Genomic DNA, 24,989 nt, shown 5'->3' on the forward strand with positions numbered 1-24,989 from the left:
TTTATGCGACTGGCGGTTCAGGCTACTGGATCAGGGAGTTCAGGAGGTTGTCGTCTCGCCTCCAGCGGGGCTTGACCTTGACCTGCAGGGCAAGCCGGACGGGGAGGGGGAAGATTCGCCCCAGAATTTTCTGGGATTCCTTGCGGATCTCCGTGATCGTGGCCGCTCCCTTGCCTACCAGAATTCCCTGCTGGGTCGGCCGCTCCACGAAGATGAACACCCGTGCCCAGAGATATTTCGGGCGCTGTTCCAGGTCGGCCACNTCTACGTAGATCGCGTGGGGCACCTCCTGGCGGGTTCGCAGGATCGCCTGTTCGCGTACGATCTCGGCGATGCGGAACTGGGGCGGCTGGTCCGTATAGTGATCCTCCGGATACCAGGGCGGTCCCTGGGGCAGGAGGGGAAAGAGCGCTGCCAGAAGGTCCTCGATTCCCCGGGGTCGGGGTTCCGCTTCCTCGTGGGAACTCTTCTGCTCCCGGGGGTCCTCCTGGAGCCCTCCCGTCTGGAATCGGGGCAGATCATCCAGACCGTGGCGCGCCAGGAACTCCTCGATCAGGGCGGGGGCGCTCTCGGGGTGGTCCGTTTTGGTGAGCACCACGATCCTGGGCACCTCCAGGGACGATGCCAGGGTGGCTACGGCCTCTTCNTCTTCGCCGGGGGGGCGCGTGGTGTCCACCGTATAGATCAGGGCGTCGCAATCCTCCAGCGATTCAGTCACCACATCGCGCATGCGGAGGTTGATCTTCTTGTCGGCCTGGTGAAGGCCCGGTGTGTCCAGAAAGACGATCTGCCCCCGTTCCTCCGTGTAGATTCCCCGGATGGTATTGCGTGTTGTCTGGGGCACGGGCGAGACAATGGAGACCTTCTCGCCACAGATCCTGTTGATCAGGGTCGATTTCCCCGTGGAGGGACGTCCCAGAACCACCACGAAGCCGCTTTTTCCGTGTTCACTTGTCATTTTGCCGCCCATTTTCTGCTGCTCTGTGCAATCATGTTCTTTTGCTCTTTGCATCTATCCCTCATTTAATAGTATATTCACGGGGAAAGTACAATTGCAGACATACCATATTACACGGAGATATTCATGCCGATTGCCAACATCAACCAGTATTGCGACCAGGAGGGGGACGATAAGGACTCCCGGGACAACAACCGGGATCAGCCGCCCCTGCTGGACCGGATGCTGAAAACCCGAACCATCCTCATTTCCGGCGAGATCAACAAGGACCTGGCCGAGCGGGTGGTCCGGCAACTTCTCATTCTCGAACAGGAGGGCGACGATCCCATCCGGGTCTTTATCGATTCGCCCGGTGGCGACGCCGATGCGGGGTACGGCATCTTTGATACCATTCGCTTCGTTACCCCCCAGGTCTGGACCGTGGGAATCGGTCTGGTGGCAAGCGCGGGGGCTCTGATCCTCCTGGCGGCCGAGAAAGAACGGCGGCTGGCTTTCCCCAACTCCCACTATCTTATTCATCAGCCTCTCTCGGGGATCCGCGGTGTGGCCACGGATATCGAGATCCACGCCCGGGAGATCGAGAAGATGCGGGCCCGGATCAACCTGCTGATCTCCCGGGAAACGGGCAAGCCCCTGGAGCAGGTGGAACGGGATACGGATCGCGACTACTGGATGAGTGCCGAGGACGCCGTAGAGTACGGGCTGGTCTCGAGGGTGGTTACACACCGCTCGGAGATGTAGCACGCCCCCCTGGGGGGCTTCCGTGCCGTCTCCCCGGTGCACTCCCGGGCCGCAGGGCGGCCTCCCGCTCCTTCCCAAGTCGTCTGCTGACCCCCGGAAGAACCTCCAGAGCAGCCGAGGCGTAGCGCGATCGGGGAATTTCCCGGCGCGCTGAAGCGCCGATTTCCCCGGGACGGTCTTGCCGGGCATGAAGTTCTTCAGCCAACTGCGACGCCCCACCGGGCTTGTCCGGGGGATTCCCCGGGGTGTGTTCCTTCTCCTCCCGCTTCTTGCAACGGCCTTGGGGTGTCTGCTGATCCTCCCCGACGATGACACCATCACGATTCTCTCCTGGAACATCGAAAATCTCTTCGACGCCGTGGATCAGGGCACGGAATATCACCAGTTTACCTCTGCCGGAGGGTGGACCGAGGGGGATTACCACCGCCGGAAAGAGCGGATAGCCCAGGCGATCCTGGCGCTCCGGCCCAGACCGGACATCTTCATCTTTCTGGAGATCGAGAACAGGGAGGTCCTGGATGCGCTCATGGACCGGCATCTGGTGGATATCCACGCTCCCTACCGCGTGTTTGCCAGCGGTCCCGGGGCGGCTATCGGGATCGGGGTCGCTTCGCGGTACCCGATTCGGGATGCCCGGACGCATCTTGCCAGGGCCGGGGATTTCCCTCCCCTGCGTCCCGTGGTGGAGACCAGGTTCGATCTGGCGGGGAGAGACCTGGTTGTGTTCAGCAACCACTGGAAGAGCAAGCGGGGAGGGGCTCCCGCCACGGAGCCTCTGCGACGGGCCTCGGCGCAGCTTCTGGCGGCGCGGATGGAGGAGCTCCACCGGGCAGAACCGGATCTGCCCCTTCTGGTGGCGGGGGATTTCAACGAACGCCCCCTGGAGTTCGAGCTCACGGGGCGATCCTACCCCACCGCCCTGATGCCCGCCCGGGAGCTGATCGCTCTGGCTGGAGCTCTCGCCGCCGGAGCGGAGGACCTTCCCTCCTGGGTTACCCCGGAGTGGCTTCGCGAGGGTGATCACCTGATCTGGGAGTCCTCGGCCGGGGAGGCGATTCTGGGGAGTTCCCGTCTGGAACGGCCCGTTCTGGTGAACCTCTGGGACGATACCGACGCGCCGGGCTCCTTTTACTTCATTAACCGCTGGGAGCGGATCGACAGCATGTTTCTCTCACCGTCGCTCTTCTTGCCCGGCAGCGATCTTCGTTTCTCTGCCTTCGCCGTGCCCTGCCCCCGGGATGGTTGTGACTCCCGGGGCCGCCCCCTGAGTTGGGAAGACGATCCCCGGGGAGTCTCGGACCACCTGCCCCTGCTGCTCACCCTTGTGCGATCTCCCTGACCCCGGGCTCCCCGAATCCGGGCTCCCCGAATCCGGTCTCCCGGAGTTCGCTCCGGTCAGGACGCGGCCGGGGTCCCTCCCCCGGGGGTCCAGAGCCCCGCATCGACGAGCCGGGCCGAGACCGCTTCGGCCCACCCCCGGTTCGCCGCAGGCGAGGCCGGACTGGGGTGCAGGATCTGGACAATCTCCGGGGGCGAATCGCGCAGTTCCGGACGCGGAGGGATCGCTCTCAGGCGGGCCGCCGCGAAGGCGCCCACGCCAACGAGGTATCGGGGTTTCAGCAGGGCCAGACTGTCTGCCAGGGCCCCGAGGCAAGCCTCTTCCAGGGCCAGGCGGTATTCCCGGGGCAGCTTGTCGGGGGTGATGTTCCGGCCGCTCTCTGCCATAAAGACCAGGGGGCAAAAGTTCAGCACCAGCACGTGCCGAAAACACTCCCGGGCCGTCCCGTAGGTATCCTTCATGAGCCCCCAGAGCCTGCGTCCGCTCACCTCGCTCCGGGTGCAGGCGAATCCCTGGATCGGCCGCTTGGGGTGAGGATTCCGGGGTTCTTCTACGGGTGCGGTGATCCCCATCCAGTCCCGCACGGCGGCGATCTCGCCGAAGGGTACCCCCGTTTGGGCCATCCCCCAGGGCCCGGGGTTCATTCCCAGGAAGACCGCCCGTTTCGGCGCGTCGCCGAAGCGCGTGAGGTATTCCTTCCAGGGGGCGCGGGCGTACTCCAGGGGGTTGTAGAGGGCCGCCACATCGGGCAGCTCCTCCAGGATTCCCCGGGAGAGTCGGGTGAGCTCCTCCGACAGCAGACGGTAGCGCCTGTACACGGCCAGTCCCGGCGGCTCTGCGCCCGGCGGGCCTTCCGGAGCCACTCTTGCAGCCCCTGGTTCTCTGTTTGGTTCCGAGGTTTCTGCCATGGTTCGGCTAATCTAGGGCGAGAGCAGGTTCTTGCACAACCTCATCGGGGCGAGTACAGTTTGCCGATGCAGGATTTTCTGGTAACGTCGCGGGTCGTGGCCGTTTTTGCGCCGCCCGCGCCTGACGATGCGGTGTGGGCTGCGGCGGTCCTGGTGGAGGAGGGGTTTCCCCTGGTGGAGATAACCTTCCGCAACGAAGCTGCCCGGGATAACATCGCGGCCCTGGTGCAGGATGTGCCGGGAGCCGTTGTGGGGGCCGGGACGGTGCTCACCCGGGAGCAGGCTCTGGAGGCCTGCGCTGCCGGGGCCCGGTTTCTCGTCTCGCCCGGTCTGGCTCCCGAGGTCGGGCTCGTAGCGGATCAGGAGGGGATTCCCTACATCCCCGGGGTTTTTACCCCGTCGGAGATCCAGGTGGCCCTTGAACGGAGATGGCGAACGCTCAAGTTCTTTCCCGCCGAGGCGGGGGGCGGGCCCGGGTTTATCCAGGCCCTGGCTCCCGTGTATCCCGGGGTCTCCTTTATCCCCACCGGCGGGGTGGGGATCGGCAATCTTGGGGCGTACCTGCGCCTTCCCTCGGTGGTCGCCTGCGGGGGAAGTTTTCTGGTGCCCTCCCGGGCCCTGCGCGAGCGGGACGAGGCTGCCCTGCGGGAGGCCGCTTCCCGTGTGAGGGATATTCTGGCCTGCCTCGATGGAGATGCTTCGGGGGGGAGTGGCCATGGTTGATCCCTCGGCAGCGCGGCCGGGCGAGTCCTGGCGCGAGGTCCTGGACCGGAGGGCTCTCGTCCCCCGGGGGTTCCGCTTTTTCCGCCGAAGCCTCACCTTTATACCCGCCGAGCGGCCCGGCTCCCCGCCTTCTTCGATGACGATCTCCTGTCTCCATAACCAGGGTCCGGAGTTCTCGGCTGCTGCAGTGACCACGACCAACCGTTTCCCCGGGGCGCCGGTGATACTGGCCCGGGAGCGCCTCTCCCGGGGGCGGCTCCAGGCGATTCTGGTGAATACCAAAGTGGCCAATGTGGCTGCTCCCGGAGGGCTCGAGGCAGCGCGTCAGGTGGCTGCCGCAGGGGCCCGGCTCTTTTCCCTGCCCCCCGAGGAGGTCCTCTCGGTCTCCACGGGTGTTATCGGGTGGAGCCTCCCCCTGGAAGAGATGCTCCGGGAGATACCGGCCCTCCCCCAGGGGGGCTGCGGTGTCGGCGGTTTTGCCGAGGCGATCATGACCACCGACCGCTACCCCAAGGCGGGCTGGGTGTCCCTGGGAGAGGGCGGCCACGGCGTGGCTGACACCGGAGCTGATCCCGGAGCTGATATCAGGACCGGCGGTGGCGCTGGCACCCAGGGCGATCCCTGCGGGGAGGGAACCGGCGAGGGGCGAGGCGGTGCGGCATCGAGAGTTGGTAGGGCATCGAGAGTCGCTACGGCATCGAGAGTTGGTAGGGCATCGAGAGTCGCTACGGCATCGAGAGGCAGCACAGCGTCGGAAAACGGTACGGCCCCGGTCATTCTGGGCGTGGCCAAGGGAGCAGGAATGGTAGAGCCCCACCTGGCCACGATGCTCGCCTTTTTTGTCACCGACGCATCGGTTCCCCCGGAGACCCTGGGCCGGGTCCTCCGCCGGGTCACGGAGAAAAGTTTCAACCGCCTCTCCGTGGACAGCGATCAAAGTACCAGCGACATGGTGGTGGCCCTGGCGAACGGCGCCTCGGGCCGCTCCGTCGATGAAGCGGAACTCGAGGCGGCCTGGCAACCCCTGGCTGACCGGCTGGCGCTGGAGATCGTGCGGAACGGCGAGGGAACCTCCCACGTCATAGAGGTGGTGCTCAGGGGGTTTCCCTGCGCGACCCTGGCCCGCGACGTGGGTCGGCACGTGGTAAACTCTCCCCTGGTGAAGACGGCGATCTTCGGAAACGACCCCAACGTGGGACGGATCCTCATGGCTCTGGGGGACGGCCTCTCCCGGTACGATCATCGGGGAGTGATCGATCCCTCGGGGCTGGTCATGACCATCGCGGGCCGGGAGGTCTACCGTGAGGGGGCCTTTCTCCTGGATCAGGAGACAGAGGATCTGCTCTGCGCGTCCCTTCGGGCTGCAGCGATGGATCCCCTGCTCGCGGGAGTCCCCCAGGACCGGGGGACCGTCCCGATTGTTCTTGACTTTCCCGGAAATGACCGGGAGGATGTCCGGGTGATCGGGAGCGATCTGACCGACGAATATCTGCGGGTCAACGCCGACTACCGGACCTGACAGCGTCGAAACGCAATCGAGACGCAATAATTATTGAAGGGATCTTTCCCGAGAGAGTGTACTATGTCGCGTACTGATGAAAAGAATATCGATGAGAAACAGCGGGATTACCGGCAGGAGCAGATCGACAGTCAGGTGGAACGCGCCCGGGAGCTGATCGACAACGTCCGACGGGAACTGCAGAGGCGGATCGTCGGACAGACCTCCATGATCGACGGTCTGCTCGTGGGAATGCTGGCCGGTGGGCACGTTCTTCTGGAGGGCGTCCCGGGTCTCGCCAAGACCCTTACCGTCAAGTCGATCGCCCAGGTGCTGGACGCCAGCTTTCGGCGTATCCAGTTCACCCCGGACCTCCTCCCGGCAGACCTGATCGGAACCATGGTGTATCGCCAGCAGACGGGGGAGTTTGTTCCCCGCAAGGGCCCGATCTTTTCGAACATCGTCCTGGCCGACGAAATCAACCGGGCTCCGGCAAAGGTTCAGAGCGCGCTCCTCGAGGCGATGGAGGAACACCAGGTCACGATCGGCGACACCAGTTACGAGCTGGCCGAGCCCTTCTTTGTCCTGGCCACGCAGAACCCCATCGAGCAGGAGGGAACCTACCCCCTGCCTGAAGCGCAACTGGACCGGTTCATGCTGAAGCTTCACGTGGATTATCCCACGAAGGAGGAGGAGCGGAAGATCCTCAAGCGCGTGGGCGTGCCGCGAACGATCGAACTCCAGAAGACCCTCTTTCGTGGTGATATCGCAAAGCTGCGGGGGACGATCAGCGCCGTGACGGTGGACGACCGCATCGAGGATTATATCGTCCAGCTCGTTACGGCCACGCGGGACGAGGGGAACCGGCGCGGCATGGGCATCCTGCGGTACATCGAGTTCGGGGCCTCCCCCCGGGCGACGCTCTACCTCTACCGCTGTGCCAAGGTGCGGGCCGTCATGGAGGGGCGACGTTACGTGATTCCCGAAGACGTGAAGGCCGTGGCCCACGATGTGCTGCGTCACCGTCTGGTCCTCTCCTACGAGGCGGACAGCGAGGACCTCAGCAGCGACGACGTGGTGGACATGCTCCTCTCCACCGTCCCGGTTCCCTGACAGATCCTATGCCCCGGAAGCGGTTTAACCCCCTGGAGCACCTCCCCAGCGAGGCCAGGCTCCGTCAGCTTCAGATCGTCGCCCAGCGCCTTGTGGAGAGTCTCCTGGCGGGAAACTACCGTTCCGTCTTCAAGGGAACGGGGATCGAGTTTGACGAGGTCCGGGAGTACGTCGAGGGTGACGATACCCGTCTGATCGACTGGAACGTGAGTTCCCGGTTCGGTCAGGTCTATACCAAGACCTTTCGGGAAGAGCGGGAGATGACCCTCTTTCTGGTGGTCGATATCTCGGAATCCCTCAGCTACGGCTCGGTCGAACGGTCCATGCGGGAAGTCGCCCTGATCGCCTCGTCCCTGCTCACCCTGGCAGCGGTCCAGAACAACGACAAGGTGGGGGGCGCTCTCTTCTCGGAAAAAATCGACGGGTGGATCGCTCCCGCCAAGGGACGAACCCACGCCCTGCGCCTGCTCCAGGAGATCATCACCACCAAGCCCTCGGGGAAGGGGTCAAACCTGGCCGATGCGCTCCAGACGGTGAGCGAATCGCTGAAGCGGAGGGGGATCCTGGTGATCATATCGGATTTTCAGACCGCAGGGTATCAGCGGGAGCTGGCCCTGGCCGCCAAACGCCACGACGTGATCGCCCTGAAGATCGGCGATCCCGTCATGGAGGATCTGCCCTCCTTCCCCATGGTGACCGCTGCCGATGCAGAGACGGGGCGAACCCTCTTCCTGAACGGTCGTTCCAGGCGGTTCAGGTTCGCCTTCGAACAGTTCTGGAAGCAGCATCGCCAGCAGTGGCTTCGAGAGTGTCACCGCCGGGGAATCTCGGCGATCGAGGTAAGTTCCGTGGATAACGTGGCTGACCGGCTCATCTCGTTCTTTCGGCGCCGGAGCACGGGCCGATGAAAAAAAGCAGAACGATGACCCCAGATCACGCGCCGGGACACCCGGCAGGGAAGGGACACCCGGCAGGGAAGGGACACCCGGCGGGGAAGGGACACCCGGCGGGGAAGGGACACCCGGCGGGGAAGGGACACCCGGCGGGGAAGGGACACCCGGCGGGGAAGGGACACCCGGCGGGGAAGGAAGGTGCCCGCGCCCCGGGCCATCTCACGGTCGTCCTGATCGCTCTGATCCTCCTGGCGCTCTCCCCGGCACGGGTTCTCTCCCAGACCCAGTCCCCCCAGACCGGCGCAGCCCAGGCGATCACCGAGGTGGTCTTTCTGCCCCAGACCTTCTACGTGGGGGACATGGTGGAGGCCCGGGTGGTGGTGCGGACCACGGAGACGCTGAACCTCACCGTGCCGGACCCGCTCCCCTCGACGGAGTTGGTTACGATTCACTCCGTAGCGATCGTACACCGCGCTGACGGGTTCGAGGCGCGTGTGGTCTTTCAGCCCTTTTTTACGGGTACGCGTCAGCTCCCGCCCCTCGGGCTGGGCGCGATGGAACTCTCGGGAATCAGCGTCCTGGTCTCCTCCATTCTCCGGGACGGGGCGGGCGAACTTGCCCCGATCCGGGATCAGCTCCTGCTGCCCGGTACGCATCTTCTGATAGCCCTGGGAATCGCGGCGGTGGTGTTCCTTCCGCTGCTCCTGCTCTTCACCGGCAAGGGGGTGCGCCGGTGGATGCGTCTTCTGGTTCAGCGGTATCGCGAGAACCGCCCCTACCGGAGAATCTCCAGAAACCTCCGCACGCTCCAGACCGATCTCACCCAGATCGACGGGAAAGAGTACTACATCCGGCTTCTCGATGAGGCCCGGGTCTTCTTCGCGAGCCATTATTCCGCCCCCCTCCGGGCGGCCACCACGGGCGAGATGGGTGCCAGGCTGGATCAGGCGGGGGTTCCCCCCGAGGTCCGGGAGCCCCTCATGGAGATGTTTCGTTTTGGCGACCTGGTCAAGTTTGCCGAGCACCCCGTGACGATGGAAAACCGCCAGCGCGATCTGGAACGGTTGCGGGAGCTCGCCGGGCGGGTCTACCGGGAGCGCCGGAATCAGGGAAGATCGTCGGAGAGACCTGGGGGCCGGGATCGGAAGTCCCCCTCCGGGGGAAACCCCGAGAGTCGCCAGGGAGAGGAGGCGCCCCGTGTGGGTTCTTGACAGACCGGTCTATCTGCTCCTNCTCCTGATTCTTCCGGTGCTGATGTATGTGCGCCATTTCTGGTACCGCCGGGGGAGCAGAATCATCTTTCCCTTCACCTTTTGCGGGGGCGAGGGATTTCGTGCTCCCCCGACGGGCCGGGTGGTGCTCCTCAGGATTTCCCATCTCTGTTTCTGGGTCGCTCTGGTTCTTCTGGTGATCGCCCTGGCCGGGCCCACCCGAACGGTGCGGGAGCGGATCTTCCTGACCCGGGGGCTGGACATCATGCTGGTTCTGGACGTGTCTCCCACCATGGCGGCCCGGGACGTGCAACCCGTGAACCGCCTCGAGGCGGCCCGGGCCGTGGCCCGTCGGTTCGTGGAGCACCGCGAGAACGATCAGATCGGCCTGGTGGCCTTCTCCCTGGAGGCGGCCCTGCGGGTACCGCCCACCCTGAACCACGATCTGGTGATCTCCTCGCTGGAGGAGGTCTCGCTCATGGAATACGGCGACGGGACGGCGATCGGCATGGCCCTGGCTCTGGCTTCGCTCCACCTCCACGGCTCCGACGGACAGGAGCAGGTGATCATCCTGCTCACGGACGGGGTAAACAACGCCGGTGAGATATCTCCCGAGGCGGCAGCCGAGGTGGCCGGCCGTTCGGGGATTCGCATTCACACCATCGGTGTGGGGAGCGAGGCCGAGGCCGAGATCGAGTTTCGTCATCCCGAAGACGGCAGGACCTACCGGGGCACGGTGCGGGAGGGCTACGATCCGGAGTCACTTCGACGCATTGCCGAACTCACGGGAGGGCGTTTCTTCTCTGCCGCCAGCGGGGGGTCGCTGGAGGCGGTATTTAACGCGATCGGCACGGTTGAAACCTCGGAACGGCGCGTGCGGGTTCAGGTCCACCGCCATCCCCAGCATCAGCAGTTGCTTCTGCTGGCCCTGATCCTGCTGGTGCTCGATCTGGTTCTGCGGCGCCTGCTGATAGGGAGTGCCCCATGACGTTTCTTTATCCGCTGTACCTGTGGCTTTTCCCGGGGGTGCTCCTGGTCGGGGCGCTCCTGCTCTTTGCTGTGTGGCGTTCCCGCAGGGCGCTCACGGCGTATCTGGGGGGGCGTCTCCTGGAAGAAGCCCTGAACATCTTCGCTCTGAAGAGCTTTATTTCGGCCGTCCTTTGCCTCACGGCCNTGGCGATGCTGATCCTTGCCCTGGCGGGGCCGCAATGGGGGAGCAGGTCCGTCGAGGAGGAGCGGCGCGGCCTGGAGCTGGTCTTCCTCGTGGACGTGTCCAACAGCATGCTCGTGGAAGATGTGTTGCCCTCGCGTCTGGTTCGCACCCGCGAGGTCGCCCGGTCGGTGGCATCGCGCTTTCCCGAATCTTCCAGGGGAATCGTTGTCTTCAAGGGAGGGGCCTCGGTGCTGGTTCCTCTCACGGGTGATCCCGCTGCCTTCGATCTTGCGATCAGCTACCTCTCGCCGGCCCTGGTAACGAGCCCCGGAACGGATCTGGACGAAGCACTCCCCGTGGCGGCGGACCTCTTCCCGGGGGGGACCCCCCGGCATCGGGTGGTTCTGCTCTTCAGCGACGGTGGNCACGATCAGGGGGTGAGTCGACAGGTTCTGGAAGATCTGCGCGATCGGGGAATCCCNGTNTTCACGATTCTCGCCGGAACACCCGCAGGCGGCACGATTCCCACCACCGACGGTGGCGTCCTCCGCGACGCCCAGGGAGATCCCGTGATTGTGGGGGTGAAGTCCCGGCGAATGGAGGAGATCGCCTCGGTTACGGGAGGAAAGGCCTACAATCTCTCCGAGACGGCCATCGTGAACCGCCTTGTCCAGGANCTGGAGCAGCTGAGCGGTCAGGGGGCATCGGTCCTCTTCCGACAGGTCGCGGTAGACCGCTATCACCTCTTNGTTCTGGCAGCCCTGGGATTGCTCNCGGTGATGATTGGTGTGCANAGTTTTCGCTGGAGGGATCTGTTGTGAAATATGCGGGAGTTCTGNCGCTCGCTGTGGCGGCGATCTTTTTCCTGCCGGGGTGCAACGCCTACGGGCCTCATTTTCTTGTTTTGGAGGGNAACTACAGCGTGAGCCGCGGAGAGTACCAGGCGGCGATCGTCAGNTACCTCCGGGCCCAGGAAGCGGGGGAATACGGCCCCTGGCTCTCGTACAACCTGGGGAACGTCTATCACTANTTGGGGGAATCCGGGGCTGCTCTCGAACGCTGGGANTCTTCCCGGGAAGTTGACAGCCGGGATATCCTCTTCGGTGCGAGCTTCAACAGCGGAGTCTATTACTTTGAACAGGGGCGTTATCGTGACGCCCGGCGNCAGTTTCGCATTGCTCTGGAGGTGAACCCCTCGAGCGTCGCGGCAAAGCAGAATCTGGAGCTTACCCTGGANCGGCTTAGCGCCGAGGCGGACCTCACCGGTGCGGGGGGGGCTGTCGAGCGGCCCGGCACCGTCCGTGAGATCTCACCGGGGGGGGCTGGNGCCAACCGGATGCTGGATTACATCAAACGCAGGGAGGAGCAGCGATGGCGCGCAAACCAGGAAACGCGAGTATCGCCGGACGTTCAGGATTGGTGANCCTCCCCGCAGGGTATCGGCGGGTATCGCCGCTCCTGGTATGGCTCGTGGCGCTTCTGGCCATCCTCCCCGGGGCAGTTTTCCTCCCGGGCGGGCCCGAGGGGATTGAGGGTACAGCGGGGTCTCGCGGAGCGGGTCTCGTGGCGGCCCAGGAACTGCTTCCCGGGCTCCCGGGGTTTCAGGACGAAGGGCTTCTCGTTGTGAGCGGTCCCCGACGCTACGAGGTTGTTCCGGGAGAGCGTTTCTCGGCCCAGGTCTTTCTCGATCAGGCCCATCCGGAGGAGGTGAGTCTGATCCTGCCCGAGCTTCCTCCGGGAATAGAAGTAGGAGAGACCCCCGTTCTGATTTCCCGGGCCGATGGTGTCATGGAGGTACGGCTGGAGATGGTGGCGCGTCAGGCCGGGCGGTTCGTTGTGGATTCCATCATGATCGTCACCGATCAGGGCCCCTGGTTTGTTCCGCCCCTTCTGGTGGAGGTTGCTCCCTCGCGGGGGGCACCCGTTCCCTTCGGCGCGCGGTGGAGGCTTCTGCAGGACCGGGTCTTTCAGGGACAGAGCCTCCCTCTGGTGCTGGAGATGACCGGGATCGATTCCTTCACCTACCCCGAGGCGATTGGCGTGAGGCCCCCCCAGACGGGGCTCTTCGAGGAGATCAGCGGTGTGGGGAGCGTGGTCACCCGTACCGTGGCGGGGGTAGAACTCTTCACCATCCCCGTGGCGGTCTTCCTCTTTACGCCCACCTCGTCGGGACAGATCCTGCTTCCCTCGGCCTCTGTGGAGGCCCTGGGTACGACGGCACACACAGCTGCCCTGGAAATTTCCGTGGAGCCCCTGCCCCCGGCCGTGGATCTCACCGGCGCCGTGGGACGCTTCGATTTTTCCATCGATCTCGATCGGGACACCCTGGGGGAGGGGGAAACGGGCGAGCTGGTGATGACCATCGAAGGGGAGGGGAATCTGCTGGTCCTGGACTTTCCCGAGGTTTCCTTCAGCGGGCTCTCCGAGGTGGACGAACACGATGCGAGCGAAGTTGTTCCCGACACGGAGTCGCTTCTGGGGTACCGGGGGAGCCGCACCCGGACGCTCCGCTTCCAGCCCCAGGAGGAGGAGGGGCGCGGGTCCATCACGGTGGGGGCCTTTTCCTATCTCCACCCCGAGACCGCCCAGGTCCGGACCGTTGCGGCCAGGACCTTCTTCCTGGATCTGCTCTCGGGAACCGACGCGCGGGACGGAGACCGGGAGCCCCCTGCGCTGGAGCTGCTCTCGCTGGCGGAGCTCCAGAGTCCCTCCTGGTACCGGTTGGCAGATCTGGGCTGGCCCGTCTTCTTTTTTCTGGTGGGGCCCCTGATCTTTGCGCTTTCGATCCTCCTCTCGGTCCGTTCGGGGGCGCGGAAGGGGCCGGCCCTCTCCCGGACGGGGGTGATCTCGCTGGTTGCGGGGGGGGCGCTCTTCCTCTCGGCCGGAGCGATCCTGCCCTTGCTCAATCAACCCCGGCTGATCCGGGCCGGGGAACTCCTCGCCGAGGGGCGGCCCGATGTGGCGGGGGTTCTCTACGATNTGGAGCTGCAGGATCACCCGAACCACGGGGGCCTTCATTTCAACAGGGGCGTTCTGGCGCTCCGGGCCGATAACGCCCTCGCCGCGGTCTATCATCTTCGTCGTGCTGCCCGTCTGGCCCCGGAGAAGCGCCCCTTCCGGACGGCCCTGTACGAGGCCAGCGACTATTTTGGTATTCCCGATCAGCTGGAACTCCCCGGAGCGGTGCGGTCTGACCTCTTCCTGCTTCTTTTCTTCGGGCTCTGGACGATCTTCTGGGTTCTCCTGCTGAAACGGTCTTCCCTGGGGAGGTCGATCGGTCTGGTGAGTCTGGTCATGGCCGGTGTTCTCGTTCTGGCCGGGCTCTTCTGGTCCCTGAGGATGGAACAGACCCCCGAGGGAGTGGCCACCACCACGGCTGCGGTCCGCCGGATTCCCGACGAATCGGCCGATCCCTGGGTGGAAATTCAGCCGGCACAGCCGGTGCGAATTGAACTATCCTACGACAGGTTTTACCTTATACGAACCGGTTCGGGCATATCCGGATGGGTTCCGAAACTGGAAATATGGCGGCTGGGAGCAGACGATGAATCCTAATCCGATGGAGCTGTACCTGGATCGGTATCCACCCCCTCTTTCGGCGGCCCGGACGCGGGAGTCCGAAGGCGATCACGGCAGACAACAACCCCTGGCCCCCCGGCGGCTTCCCGTGGAGCGAAGCCTNGATCTCCACGGTCTGACCCGGGAAGAGGCCCGGCTCGAGCTGGGGAGATTTCTTGCGGGTGCCCAGGCCGATGGGGTGAGGAAAGTGCTGATAATCCACGGAAAGGGAACTCACGGAGAATCGGGCGGGGTACTCCGCCGTTGTGTTCAGGACTATCTGGAAGCTGACCGGTCGGTGGGTGCCACGGGTACACCCTCTGCTCAGGATGGTGGCACGGGTGCAACCTGGGCGGTGCTTCGTCAGCGTTCCCGGTAAATGATCCGGCCTCGGGTGAGGTCGTAGGGGGAGAGGGCAACTTTCACGCGGTCTCCCGGTACGATGCGGATGTAGTGCTTGCGCATCTTCCCCGAGAGATGGGTCAGAATGACGTGACCGTTCTTGAGCTCCACACGAAACATGGTGTTGGGGAGCGATTCCTTGACAACTCCTTCTACCTCAATGGCTTCTTCTTTTGCCACAGCAACTCCTTGTGTCTGATCTGTATTTATGATGTGCCCTCGCGAGCGAGATGCGAACCGGAGCTATGGTAGGCTCTTTTCGGGGCAGTGTCAATGTGAAGGCCCCGATCGGGGCCGGAGAGAAGCGCTATTGTGGCACCAGGCCTTGACTTTTTTTGCCCCATACTTATATTTCATCGGACTTTGTCGATTAGATTGCAGGAGGCTCCCATGGACCAAGCGTTCGTCGCAACAATGAAAAAACGGCTCGAGACAATGAAGTCCGAGATTCTGCACCAGCTGGTTACGGAAGATGAAGAGTTCCGGGCGATGGCCGGTTCAAGCGATACCAAGGATCTGGTTGATGTTGCAAGTAACGATATTGACAAGAAGATTCTCAGCGCCCTGGGTGACCAGGAACTGAAGAAACTGAGGCTGATCGAATCCGCCCTGGCCCGGATCGACAGCGGGAAATACGGGATCTGTCTCAAGAGCGGAAAGCCCATCCCCCGGGAACGGCTCGAAGCGATCCCCTATGCCCTCTATCGCGTGGAATACCAGAGCGAGATCGAGCGCAGAAACCGCTAGCCCCGGGGTCCCGGCCCCGTGTCGGCCCCAAAGCCCCCGGCAGGGGGCTAAACCGGAGTCCCGCTCCTTCCGATATATAGATCAGGGAGGCGCGNTATGGATACTTCTCAGGCTCTTGCACAGACCACCTCGCAAACGGCACAGGTTCGTAACGGCACGGTTCCCCTGACGGACCTGGTCAGGGCGAGCGTTCGTTCGCATCCCGTCTCGATTCCCGTCACGGGGTCACTCTATACCCGTCTGGAACACGTCCGTGGCGTCCCCCCGCTCCAGGGTCACCAGGGGCACCCCCTCTCGCGGCTCAAGGCTCTGGACGCCCTAATCGCCCGGATCCGGGGCTCCCAGGAAGCGGTTCTTGCCCAGGATATGACCATCACCGACCCTCTGGAGCGGCAGGAGGAGCTGCTCGCTGAGATGACCGAGGAGTTGATGCGTGATCTGGAGAGCCCCTCCCTCTTCCCGGATCTCTTGCGGGGGTTCCTGGTTGATCTCAGCGCCTAGTGCCCCGGTGAGGCCGGGTCAGATGGTAGCTCCCTTGCTTTCCAGGGGGTTGTTTTGGGCTTCCCGCTCTATCGTTGTGAGAGGACCGTGGCCGGGGAAGACCCGGGTGTCCGGGGGAAGCTCGAAGAGCCGCTCCGTCACAGCGTGAAGCACCTGATCCTGGTCCCCTCCGGGAAGGTCGGTACGTCCGATGGTGTTGAAGAAGAGGGTGTCCCCCGTGAAAATGACCCCCCGGGGTTCGCTGTAGAAGCAGCTGCTGCCCGGGCTATGGCCGGGCGTATGCAGTACAATCAGGTCGGTTTCCAGGATATGATCCCCCTCGGTAAAGGAGAAGGCCGCCTCGGGAACTTCCTGATCAAAGGTTTCGAAGGCTTCCAGCGCTGCATCGCCCAGGTGCGAGAAGAGTTCCCGATTGCGGTGTCCGGCGTCGCTCCCCAGGAAGGGCTGATCCTCCTGATGAATCCCCAGAGGAATTTCGTGTCCCCGCTGGGCGTAGTGATGGAGGATCGTCGCCGTTGCCGAGGTATGGTCAATGTGGCCGTGGGTAAATACAATTGCCTTGGGAGCCAGGTTCAGCACCTCCAGACGCTTGATGATCGTTGCTCCCTCGGCTCCGGGATCGATCAGGAGACATTCCTTCTTTCCCGTGGCAACGATGTAGGTGTTGGTGAACATGGACCCCACGATAACGCGATGTGTGAGCATGATGATTCAAGGTAGCAAAATAGCCGGGAGGATTCAACGGTGACGGTCCTCCAATATGCGATTCTTGCCACTCTGACGGCGCTTTTCTTCTATTTGATTCTTCCCGGTGCGGGTGCGCTCTGGGTCCGGCGACGATGGAGACGCTTTCGCCAGGCCCTCTTCCGGGGAGCGTCCTTCCCCCTGCTGCTCAGCGATACCTCCCGGGAGGGGTGGTATCAGCTCTTCGGGCGCCTCGAATCGCTTCAGGGGGAAGACCTGCTGTGGCTCGATTCCGGAGCCGGTTCCGTGGGGGTCTGCGTAGAGGACGTTCCGCTTTTCCTCTTTCCCGGCCGGGGGCGCAGCGCCCGCCGCCCCACGGAGCCACCGCGTCCGGTCTTCTGGCACGAGATGCTCGCCCTGGCCGAGGGAACCCGCTTTTATGTGGCCGGCATGGCCCGGCAGGAATCGGGGCAAATGGTTTTTCGCCAGCGTCGGGGGGTGTTTCCCCTGATCATCATCCACGAGGGCCCTCCCCAGGGGCTGCTCAAGCGGGTGATCTGGGCAGGCCGGCAGCGCAACGAATACTGGAACGCCCTTACTCCGGGTGCTCTCACCGGGGGATTTCTGGCCCAGCTTCTGATAGCGCTGGCGGCTCTCGCCACAGCTCCCGGGGCTGCTCTTTTTGCCATCGTCCTGGCGCTGCTTCCCGTGACTCCCCTGCTGCCCCCCGGTGCGGGGGGCTATTACCTGTACCGGAAAATCTGGGGGGAGGCACGTCGCCGTCGGGCTATCCGCGATGCTTCCCGCTTCTGCGGGTTCCACCGGGTGTCGGCCCGGGTGGGTGCCCGGGTATGGCTCCGGGAGCTGACTGCCCTGGGTATCCTGGCTTTGGGTATGGGAATAAACAGCGCCGTGATCGCCCTGGTTCTGGCCATGACGCTCTTTGCTCCCTGAGGGCCTGGTGCTTTCAGGGAGCCCTTTTACTCCCTGAGGTATCCCCCACGGGAGGCTGGCCCTGGTACCCGCCCGTCCTGTCCGGGCCGGCACCGGGGCGGCTGATCAGGACTTCTTGCTTCGGGCGTAATTTACCGTCAGTTTCCGGCCCCGGTACTCAAGGCCGTTGCACCGCGCGATGACCCGTTCGGCCACATCGGTCCTGACCTCCACAAAGGAGTAGCTGTCGAGGATCTTGATCTGGCCGATCTGCTCGCCCGTTATTCCGTCGATCTCTGTGATGAGGGTGATGAAATCCTTGGGAAAAACCCGCCGGTTCTTGCCGATGCTCACAAAGAGGGTCTGGGTATCGCCGTCAACGGGATCGCCCCCGTCCTGGTCACCGCTGAAGCGGGACGGGGCCTTCTCGGCACCCTTGGTGCGCCGGGGCTGGGTCGGTCTGGTTCGGGGCTGGTAGCCGCCCCGGCCCGACTCGACAAGCTGCTTCAGAAGCCAGGCCGTGAAATAGCCCCGGTTGAAAATGGAAACGTGCTTCTTGATAAAGCGCCGGTACTCGTTCATTTCCAGAGGATCGGCCTCGTCGCGGATGTCCTGGATGATCGACGCAACGGTCTGCTGGAGTTCTTCGGGGTTTCTGATGTTCTTGTATCTTGCCATAGGGGCACTTCCTTTCTGGGGCCGTTGTAGTCGGTGAAGGTCGAGGTCGTTCCACCGGTGGTACGGCAGCCGTCGCCGCACGTCCTCTGCCACAGCACCCTCGGCGAGCAGAATCGTCCGGGGCCGACGGCGGATGCGGGAGATAATAAACCCCACATCGGCAGAAAATGAAATCTCGTCGTCGGGAGGCACACAAGCCACCAGATGGGTGATCCCGGAAAGATCAACTTCCTGGCGGCGAACTCCGTCGATTACCGTCCCGGGCGTGGCAAAGGAGACGCCCGACGGTGACAGAAGGGGTCCTTCGGGCCTCTTCCGGAGCGTGCCGGCGGTTGCTTCCACCAGCGTTCTGGCCGTTTCCAGCCACTCCGTGCTCCGGGAGAGAACAAGAACCTGCCTTTTCTGGAGGCTCCGGCTGGCCCCCAGGGGGATGAGCGCCGGAAGCGCCCTGGCTGATTCTCCCTTTGGAGCGGTGAGTACCGTGGCCCGACCGCCGATTCGTGGTAGTGTGTGCGCCTCTGCAACGTTCACCGCTGGCATGGTATGTGGCGAGCCCCGGCTTTGTCAAGAATTACCCCCGCTCCCGGGGCCCCGTCAGCCCTTTCCGGGGCAGCTTCGGGCGTGCAGGGGCGCCTTCGGGGCAGATATGTCAAGAATAAGGGGCAACAGGCCGACCGTTAGAGCATGACGTGCGTGCGCACCTTCCCGGTTCGGGTTCTGTGGGTGGTTCTGGTTCTCGGAATTTCAGGGGGGCTGACCCTCTCTGCCCGGGAGACCTCCCGGGAGCCCCCTCGGGAGGCAGTCGAAGAGGGGCTGGTCTTTCGCTACGGGCATCGCCCCGGCGAACAGTATCGTATTGTGGGGGTGAACCGTCAGGAGATTTTTCTCGACGATGAATCCCTGGGTATGACAGAAATCCTGACTCGCCTGCGGGTTCGCCTCGATGAGGACCGGCGCGTCCACGGCCACTACCAGATCTCGGGGGAGGTCGATCTGGGGGCGTCGATCTTTGCCATGGACCGGGAAGAGCAGGTTTCCTTTGTTCAGCATCCCCTGGGACCCCAGGAGGTAGCGGCCTCATCCTTCATGCCCCAGGTCCGGGACGTCCCGTCCTTTCCCGAGAGGGCTGTCTCGCCCGGGGAGAGCTGGGAAAAGCCGGGTCGGGAGGTCTACGACTTCCGCGAGGGCTTCGGTCGCTCCGATCCCCTGGTCGTGCCCGTCCGGGTTTCGTATACCTACCGGGGCCGGAGGGAGTTTGAGGGCCGGTCATTTCCGGAGATCCTCATCCGGTACAGTGTCTTTTTCCGTCCCTCCAGGGGGACTCCCGAGTCGGGGGAGCTGCGCCTCATGACGGGGCAGTTCAGCCAGACCCTTCTCTGGGACGAGGAGGCCGGTCGGCCCCATTACTACGAGGAAACCTACAGCCACTTTATTCAGTTTCACGACGGCACCAGGGTCGAGCTGCGGGGAACCGCCGATGGGCGGGTTGTGGATGCACCGCCCCTGGAGCGGGATCGTCTTCGCGATGATATCGAGCAGTCCATACTCGACCGGAACGTGGCGGATACCACGGTTCGGTCCGATCAGCAGGGGGTAACGATTGCCCTGGAGGATATCCGCTTTGCCCCCGACTCGGCGGAGCTCCTGGATTCGGAGGTGGAAAAGCTCGAGTGGGTCGCGGAGATCCTGAAGGCCCATCCCGATCGGGATGTGCTGGTGACGGGCCATACCGCCCTGGCCGGAACCGAGGAGGGACGGCAGCGGTTGAGCGAGGAGCGAGCCCAGGCGGTGGGAGCGTTTTTTCTGGAACGGGGGGTGAGGACGCGGGAGCAGCTCCTTTATCAGGGAAAGGGTGCCCGGGAGCCCCTGGACCCGGAGGATACTCCCCGGGCCCGGCGCAGAAACCGCCGCGTGGAAATCACCATTATGGAAAATTAGCCTGGTCCGAGGCTCGCCCCCGGGCTGGTTGATTCGGGTCGCTGGTTGTATTCCCTGGCGGGTTGTATATTAAGAGGGTGGAACAGAAGGACCCACGCCCTGGCCGGACCCCGCTTTTTCTTCTTTTTCTCGTGGCTCTGCTCGCGGGGGTCGGCGGGTGTGGGGATCTTCCCTTTTCTGCCGGTGATCCCCTGGCGGGAGATCCCGTGTCGGTGGAGCCCGATGAAGAATGGTACAAGAGCGGGCTGCTCTGGCACCTGGAGCGGATCAACGCACCCCGGGCCTGGCGTGTGGTGGCAGAGCAGGAGGTCTTGGGGCGAACCTCGCCGGTGGTGCTGGCCGTGGTGGACAGCGCCATCGATCAGGACCACGAGGATCTCCGGGACGTGATCAGCGAGGCGGGCGCGGTTTTCCTCGGGGGAGAGGCTGCCTCCGGCCCCGCTCCTCCACACGATCACGGCAGCCACGTGGCGGGTCTGGCCGGTGCCCTGGGAGGCAACGGAACAGGTGTGGTGGGGGCCTCCTTTAACGGCTACCGCCGGGTTCTGGTGCCGCTTTTGCCCGTGACGGTTCTCTCCCGCCAGGGGGATGGTACCGTTGCCGACCTGGCGGAGGGGATCTATTACGCCGCCGGCGGCCGCCCGGGGTCCTGGGGGCACCGGCCAGACCGTCCGGCGGGGGTGATCAACCTGAGCCTGGGTATCGCGAGCCTCCGAGGGCTTTCACGGGAGGCCCTTCACGGGGCGGTCCGGTTTGCTGCGGAGCGGGATGTGGTCCTGGTGGCTGCCGCAGGGAATAACCAGCTGGGTGGTCTGAGTCGGGTCGATTACCCCGCCCGGTTTCCCGAGGTGATCGCCGTGGGGGCCCTCGATCAGGGGAACAACCGGGCGGGCTTTTCCCATTACGGAGAGGATCTGGAGCTGATGGCCCCCGGTGTGCAGCTCACAAGCACCGTCCCCGGCGATGACCCGCCGGGGAGCCAGTACAAAGAAATGTCCGGCACCTCCATGGCGGCACCCCTGGTGAGTGCCGTGGCCGCCATGATGCGCGTGGTAAACCCCCGCCTCCCGGCGGAGCGGATCAGGCAGATCCTGGGGGAGTCGGCCCGGGATTTGGGGACTCCCGGCCGGAACGAGCAGTTCGGCTTTGGCCTGGTCGATGCCGGCGCGGCGGTTCTTCGTGCCGCCGGGGAGGGGAGCGCTTCCCTGCGGATGAGCGTCAGCAGCGCCGGTGGAGCTGACGGGGCCTTCGTTCCCTCCCGGGAGGATCTCCGCTGGAACAGCGAGGGGCTCTCCCGGGTTGCCCTGGTCCCCGCCGGAGAGGTCCTGCAGGACTCGCAGAAGCTGGAAGAGCTGACCCGGGAACTCTCGGAGCGCCGGGGAATCGTCTTTGATCCCCCGGGGGGATCGATCCTGCGTGGGGAGGTCCCCTTGGGCGAGGAGGGGGAATCCCTCCTGGAGTACCTGAACGCCCATCCCCTGGTGGAGATCGCCTTTCAGGACGAGCGGATCCGCGTTTCCCCGTAATGCGCGCCCGCCGCCCGGGAGCCGCTGCACCGCCCCTCCCGGTCCGGCCAGTTTCCGGCGACCCGCTTCCGATCTTCGCCTGATCTTTCCGGCTGGTCTCTTGCAGAAGACCCGGTTCCTGCACTACCGTTTCCGCCGAAGAGCATACCCGCCGGGACGAACCCTCGGGCGGGAGAAAGTGAGCGTGTCTGCCATGAGAAGACCCTTTCCGCGGAGAGCCGAGGCCGATTTCTTCCGCTTCCTCCAGGAGAATCCCCGGATAGAGGAGGATCGGGAGTTTACCCTGCGTCTGGCCTCGCACTATTCCGACCTCTACCGCCTTCTCTCGCGCCTCTACGGTTCTTCCGGCGCCATCCGGGAGCTCATGGACTCCTTTTGCCACCTCCTCTGGGAGAAACGGCAGGCCCGGGATTCCCGGCTTCGCCAGATCGATCGGGAGCGGGTCTCCCGGGGCGACTGGTACCGCCAGGGGGATCTGGCGGGGATGCAACTCTACGTGGACCGCTTCGCCCGAACCATCGGGGGGCTCACGGAGGAACTCGACTACTTCCAGGACCTGGGAATAAACATGCTCCATCTCATGCCGCTCCTGAAGACACCCCGTGATCACAACGACGGAGGCTACGCCGTCTCGGACTACGGCACGGTGCAGGAAGAGCTGGGTACGATGGAAGACCTGCGTGAACTCGCCCGCGAGTTGCACCGGCGGGGCATGGTCCTGGCTCTGGACTACGTCCTGAACCATACCAGCGACGAACACCCCTGGGCCCAGGCTGCCCGGGCGGGCGAGAGCCCCTGCCGGGGGTACTATTTCACCTACCTGGACCGGGAAATTCCCGATCGCTTCGACGAGACCATGCCCGAGGTCTTCCCCGAGACCGTCCCGGGAAACTTTACCTGGATTCCCGGGATGAACCGCTGGGTCATGACGGTGTTTCACCGGTACCAGTGGGATCTGAACTACGCAAATCCCCGGGTAACGCTGGAGATGACGGGGATTCTCCTCGACCTGGCGAACCAGGGGGTGGACATCCTGCGACTCGATGCGGTGCCCTATCTCTGGAAACGTCTGGGCACCTCCTGCCAGAACCTGCCCGAGGCGCACCTCTTGCTGAGGATCTTCAACGTCTGCGCACGCATCGCCTCGCCCGGCATCGCCTTCATCGCCGAGGCGATCGTCCAGCCCCGGGAGATCGCCCGGTACTTCGGCGAGGAGGAATGGGCGGGACGGGAGTGTGAACTGGCGTATAACGCCTCGCTCATGGTCCTGCTCTGGGACGCCGCAGCCACGGGCCGGAGCGTCCTGCTTCAGCGGGGGCTGCGGGAACTTCCCCACCCGCCCGAGGACACAACCTGGCTCAACTACCTGCGGTGCCACGACGATATCGGTCTGGGCTACGACGAGCAGCACCTGCGGGACCAGGGCTGGGACCCCCGGGCCCATCGGGATTTTATGGTGCGCTATTTCACCGGCGAGTTCCCCGGATCTCCCGCCAGGGGGCTGCGGTTTATGTACAACCCCCGGAGCGGCGATGCCCGGATCAGCGGAACCGCAGCGAGTCTGGCCGGGATAGAACAGGCCCTGGAGCGGGACGATCCGGCCCTGCTCGAAGAGGCCCTGGCCCTTCACGTGGCGCTCCACGGCGTTATCTTCTCCCTGGGGGGGGTGCCCATCGTCTACGCCGGGGACGAACTGGGGTTGTGCAACGATTATTCCTTTGCCGGGGATCCCCACCTGGCGGGAGACAACCGCTGGGCCCACCGCCCCTGGATAAGCCGGGAGGACCGGGCCAGACGCCACCGCGAGGGAACGGTGGCCGGCAGAATCTTTCAGGAGTTGCAGCGCCTCCTGGCGGTACGGCGTGCCACAGCGGCCCTGCGGAGCGTCTCTGCTCCCGAGGTGATCTGTCAGGGGAGTCCCCACGTCCTCTCCTTCGTCAGAACCGGTCCGGGAGGGGAAACGGTGCTGGTCCTGATGAACTGCTCGCGGACGGTCCGGGAGGTGGGGCTGGAGACGCTTCTGCCTGCCGGTTTGGGGCCGGAGGCGCAGGATATCGCCCACGGGGGACAGCTTCGTCGGGCGCCCCTGCGCCTGGAACCCTATGAGTTCTGCTGGCTCACGGCGCCCACCGCCGGGTATAGCGACTGATCTCCCGGAACTTCCGTTCCAGACCACGGTCGTTCATGTAGCGGATTTTTCCGAAGATGGCCCGCTCCTTCCAGGGGCGGTCGTGCTTTCCGAAGCACCAGGCAACGCCGGCGTAGCCGTTGGGGTCCCGCCCGTCGAGCTGGTAGGTGTCGTTCAGGATCAGGGCCCGGTTGAAGGCCTCCTCCGGGTCCGGGGTCCATTCCAGAATTTTCTTGCCCCAGTACATCCGCATGTACCCGTGCATCCTCCCGGAACGGATCATCTGCATCTGGGCGGCGTTCCAGTAGGGATCGTGGGTCTCGGCCCCCTGGAGNTGCTCCAGGGAGTAGGTCCAGGGTCTGGGATCTCCCCGGTGTTCCTCCAGAGTCGCCCGGGCCCACTGGGGTAACCCCTGGTAGGAGTCGTAGCGGGGATTATAGAAGGTATAGTTGGCAGCCAGCTCCCGACGGACGATCAGCTCCTCCAGCAGCGTCCCGATCCCCGAGGCGTCTCCCGGTTCCAGGACCGCCTCGTGGTAGTCGATCGCCTTCAGGGCGATCTCCAGGGGGGATATCTGGCCGAAGTGGAGATAGGCGCTCATGCGGGAGGTCCAGTCCCGGTCAGGAACGTTTCGCAACTCGTCGTAGCGGGAAAGTCGCTCTTCCAGAAAGTGCGAGAGCTCCCGGGCCGCCCGATCTTCGCCGCCGGGGAAGGGTTCTTCCAGGGGATCGCCCGGAAAAAGATCCGCCTGCGGCAGGGGAGGGCCGGGTTTCAGGGGGCCCTGGTTATTCCAGTAGGGAAGGGGNGAGAGGGGCTGGAGAAAGGTATCCCTCTGGCGTGTTATCCTGGGCCTGAAGGTGGCGGCGCTGTATTCCTCCTTGGNACTGGCCGTCTCCACGGGCACCACCAGGTTGGTCTCGACCTGGACAACCGGGCAGGGTGAGCTGCGGGCCACCTCTTCCCGCCACTGGCGCTGTATCCGGGTATAGCCCCGGTCGGTGACGATGGTAGAGCTCTCCCGGGCCAGGCGCACNGCCGCCCCAGGTGGGGATTCCCGGTACAGAACAAAGGGTATGCCCCGGGCCGCCAGGTTGGTCTGGACATCGGCGAGGCCCTCCAGAAGAAACTGATAGTGGCGGCGCGAGGCCATAGGGTAGTCCGGGGTGAGGGCGAAAAAAACCTCCAGGGGAACTCTCCGGTGGTTCGCCAGGTGAACTGCGTATTCCAGGGCGTGGTTATAGCGGGTCCGCACCGAGGCTTGCATCCAGTACCGGACCGGCCCGGGAGGCGTCTCNCCGGCCTTCCCCGGGGGCGAGAGCAGGGCGATTCGATCTTCCTGATTCATGGTGGTAAGATA

22 protein-coding genes are annotated in these 24,989 nt (G+C 64.3%); 16 read left to right on the forward strand and 6 right to left on the reverse strand.

Features of this window, described 5'->3' with window-relative positions; translation table 11 throughout:
* Positions 1-22: 22 nt before the first annotated feature.
* Positions 23-1,012: a GTPase Era gene (era, locus tag B071_RS0105430; RefSeq protein WP_438829589.1), complete on the reverse strand. Its 990-nt coding sequence runs from the start codon at positions 1,010-1,012 to the stop codon at positions 23-25.
* Positions 1,013-1,084: 72 nt separating this feature from the next.
* Here era and B071_RS0105435 point away from each other — a divergent pair, with 72 nt between their 5' ends.
* Together B071_RS0105435 and B071_RS0105440 are read left to right on the forward strand one after the other, a co-directional pair.
* Positions 1,085-1,699, forward strand: a complete 615-nt coding sequence (locus B071_RS0105435; protein ID WP_018526093.1) for an ATP-dependent Clp protease proteolytic subunit — start codon at positions 1,085-1,087, stop codon at positions 1,697-1,699.
* Positions 1,700-1,886: 187 nt separating this feature from the next.
* Positions 1,887-3,038, forward strand: coding sequence for an endonuclease/exonuclease/phosphatase family protein (locus B071_RS0105440; protein ID WP_018526094.1), 1,152 nt, complete (start codon positions 1,887-1,889; stop codon positions 3,036-3,038).
* 56 nt (positions 3,039-3,094) lie between these two features.
* Here the strand turns inward: B071_RS0105440 and B071_RS0105445 are convergent, their stop codons facing one another.
* Complete coding sequence (locus tag B071_RS0105445; RefSeq protein WP_157703037.1) at positions 3,095-3,901, reverse strand: uracil-DNA glycosylase family protein; 807 nt, start codon at positions 3,899-3,901, stop codon at positions 3,095-3,097.
* 111 nt (positions 3,902-4,012) lie between these two features.
* Here B071_RS0105445 and B071_RS16070 point away from each other — a divergent pair, with 111 nt between their 5' ends.
* The 8 genes from B071_RS16070 to B071_RS16090 all read left to right on the forward strand — a co-directional run bounded on the left by B071_RS16070 (position 4,013) and on the right by B071_RS16090 (position 14,474).
* Positions 4,013-4,669: a bifunctional 4-hydroxy-2-oxoglutarate aldolase/2-dehydro-3-deoxy-phosphogluconate aldolase gene (locus tag B071_RS16070; RefSeq protein WP_018526096.1), complete on the forward strand. Its 657-nt coding sequence runs from the start codon at positions 4,013-4,015 to the stop codon at positions 4,667-4,669.
* A complete protein-coding gene (locus B071_RS18285; RefSeq protein ID WP_157703038.1) occupies positions 4,662-6,188 on the forward strand; it encodes a bifunctional ornithine acetyltransferase/N-acetylglutamate synthase in 1,527 nt (508 codons plus the stop codon). The genes B071_RS16070 and B071_RS18285 overlap by 8 nt, the downstream gene beginning before the upstream one ends.
* 63 nt (positions 6,189-6,251) lie before the next feature.
* Complete coding sequence (locus tag B071_RS0105460; protein ID WP_018526098.1) at positions 6,252-7,280, forward strand: AAA family ATPase; 1,029 nt, start codon at positions 6,252-6,254, stop codon at positions 7,278-7,280.
* An 8-nt stretch (positions 7,281-7,288) separates the two neighbouring features.
* Entirely contained in the window at positions 7,289-8,188 is a 900-nt protein-coding gene (locus tag B071_RS0105465) for a DUF58 domain-containing protein (RefSeq protein ID WP_018526099.1), read from the forward strand.
* Entirely contained in the window at positions 8,185-9,384 is a 1,200-nt protein-coding gene (locus B071_RS0105470; RefSeq protein WP_018526100.1) for a sulfur globule family protein, read from the forward strand. Before B071_RS0105465 ends, B071_RS0105470 begins: the two co-directional genes overlap by 4 nt.
* A gap of 265 nt (positions 9,385-9,649) precedes the next feature.
* Entirely contained in the window at positions 9,650-10,372 is a 723-nt protein-coding gene (locus B071_RS0105475; RefSeq protein WP_438829593.1) for a VWA domain-containing protein, read from the forward strand.
* A gap of 191 nt (positions 10,373-10,563) precedes the next feature.
* Entirely contained in the window at positions 10,564-11,358 is a 795-nt protein-coding gene (locus B071_RS0105480; protein WP_438829594.1) for a vWA domain-containing protein, read from the forward strand.
* 2,738 nt (positions 11,359-14,096) lie between these two features.
* On the forward strand, positions 14,097-14,474 hold the full coding sequence (locus B071_RS16090) for a Smr/MutS family protein (RefSeq protein ID WP_018526105.1): 378 nt from the start codon (positions 14,097-14,099) through the stop codon (positions 14,472-14,474).
* On the opposite strand, the gene infA is transcribed toward B071_RS16090, so the two are convergent.
* Complete coding sequence (gene infA, locus B071_RS0105500; protein WP_018526106.1) at positions 14,459-14,677, reverse strand: translation initiation factor IF-1; 219 nt, start codon at positions 14,675-14,677, stop codon at positions 14,459-14,461. The genes B071_RS16090 and infA overlap by 16 nt on opposite strands.
* 210 nt (positions 14,678-14,887) lie before the next feature.
* On the opposite strand from infA, the gene B071_RS0105505 reads away from it, so the two are divergent.
* On the forward strand, positions 14,888-15,244 hold the full coding sequence (locus B071_RS0105505) for a TraR/DksA family transcriptional regulator (RefSeq protein WP_026245010.1): 357 nt from the start codon (positions 14,888-14,890) through the stop codon (positions 15,242-15,244).
* A 96-nt stretch (positions 15,245-15,340) separates the two neighbouring features.
* Entirely contained in the window at positions 15,341-15,745 is a 405-nt protein-coding gene (locus B071_RS0105510; RefSeq protein ID WP_018526108.1) for a hypothetical protein, read from the forward strand.
* Positions 15,746-15,763: 18 nt separating this feature from the next.
* Here the strand turns inward: B071_RS0105510 and B071_RS0105515 are convergent, their stop codons facing one another.
* On the reverse strand, positions 15,764-16,450 hold the full coding sequence (locus tag B071_RS0105515) for an MBL fold metallo-hydrolase (RefSeq protein ID WP_018526109.1): 687 nt from the start codon (positions 16,448-16,450) through the stop codon (positions 15,764-15,766).
* Positions 16,451-16,489: 39 nt separating this feature from the next.
* Here B071_RS0105515 and B071_RS0105520 point away from each other — a divergent pair, with 39 nt between their 5' ends.
* Entirely contained in the window at positions 16,490-17,383 is an 894-nt protein-coding gene (locus B071_RS0105520; protein WP_018526110.1) for a hypothetical protein, read from the forward strand.
* Positions 17,384-17,488: 105 nt separating this feature from the next.
* Here the strand turns inward: B071_RS0105520 and B071_RS18295 are convergent, their stop codons facing one another.
* Positions 17,489-18,571: a DbpA RNA binding domain-containing protein gene (locus B071_RS18295; RefSeq protein ID WP_157703040.1), complete on the reverse strand. Its 1,083-nt coding sequence runs from the start codon at positions 18,569-18,571 to the stop codon at positions 17,489-17,491.
* A gap of 153 nt (positions 18,572-18,724) precedes the next feature.
* Here B071_RS18295 and B071_RS16100 point away from each other — a divergent pair, with 153 nt between their 5' ends.
* The 3 genes from B071_RS16100 to B071_RS16110 all read left to right on the forward strand — a co-directional run bounded on the left by B071_RS16100 (position 18,725) and on the right by B071_RS16110 (position 23,653).
* Positions 18,725-19,978: an OmpA family protein gene (locus B071_RS16100; protein ID WP_094354939.1), complete on the forward strand. Its 1,254-nt coding sequence runs from the start codon at positions 18,725-18,727 to the stop codon at positions 19,976-19,978.
* A 77-nt stretch (positions 19,979-20,055) separates the two neighbouring features.
* Positions 20,056-21,504: a S8 family serine peptidase gene (locus B071_RS18300; protein ID WP_051075266.1), complete on the forward strand. Its 1,449-nt coding sequence runs from the start codon at positions 20,056-20,058 to the stop codon at positions 21,502-21,504.
* Positions 21,505-21,697: 193 nt separating this feature from the next.
* Positions 21,698-23,653, forward strand: coding sequence for an amylosucrase (locus B071_RS16110; protein ID WP_018526114.1), 1,956 nt, complete (start codon positions 21,698-21,700; stop codon positions 23,651-23,653).
* Here B071_RS16110 and B071_RS0105545 read toward each other — a convergent pair.
* Positions 23,622-24,977 carry a deoxyribodipyrimidine photo-lyase gene (locus B071_RS0105545; protein ID WP_026245011.1) on the reverse strand — a complete coding sequence of 452 codons (1,356 nt, stop codon included), beginning with the start codon at positions 24,975-24,977 and terminating at the stop codon, positions 23,622-23,624. The two genes, B071_RS16110 and B071_RS0105545, sit on opposite strands and share 32 nt — an antisense overlap.
* Positions 24,978-24,989 lie beyond the last annotated feature (12 nt).

The sequence above is a fragment of the Alkalispirochaeta alkalica DSM 8900 genome, assembly GCF_000373545.1.
GTDB classification, from domain to species: domain Bacteria; phylum Spirochaetota; class Spirochaetia; order DSM-27196; family Alkalispirochaetaceae; genus Alkalispirochaeta; species Alkalispirochaeta alkalica.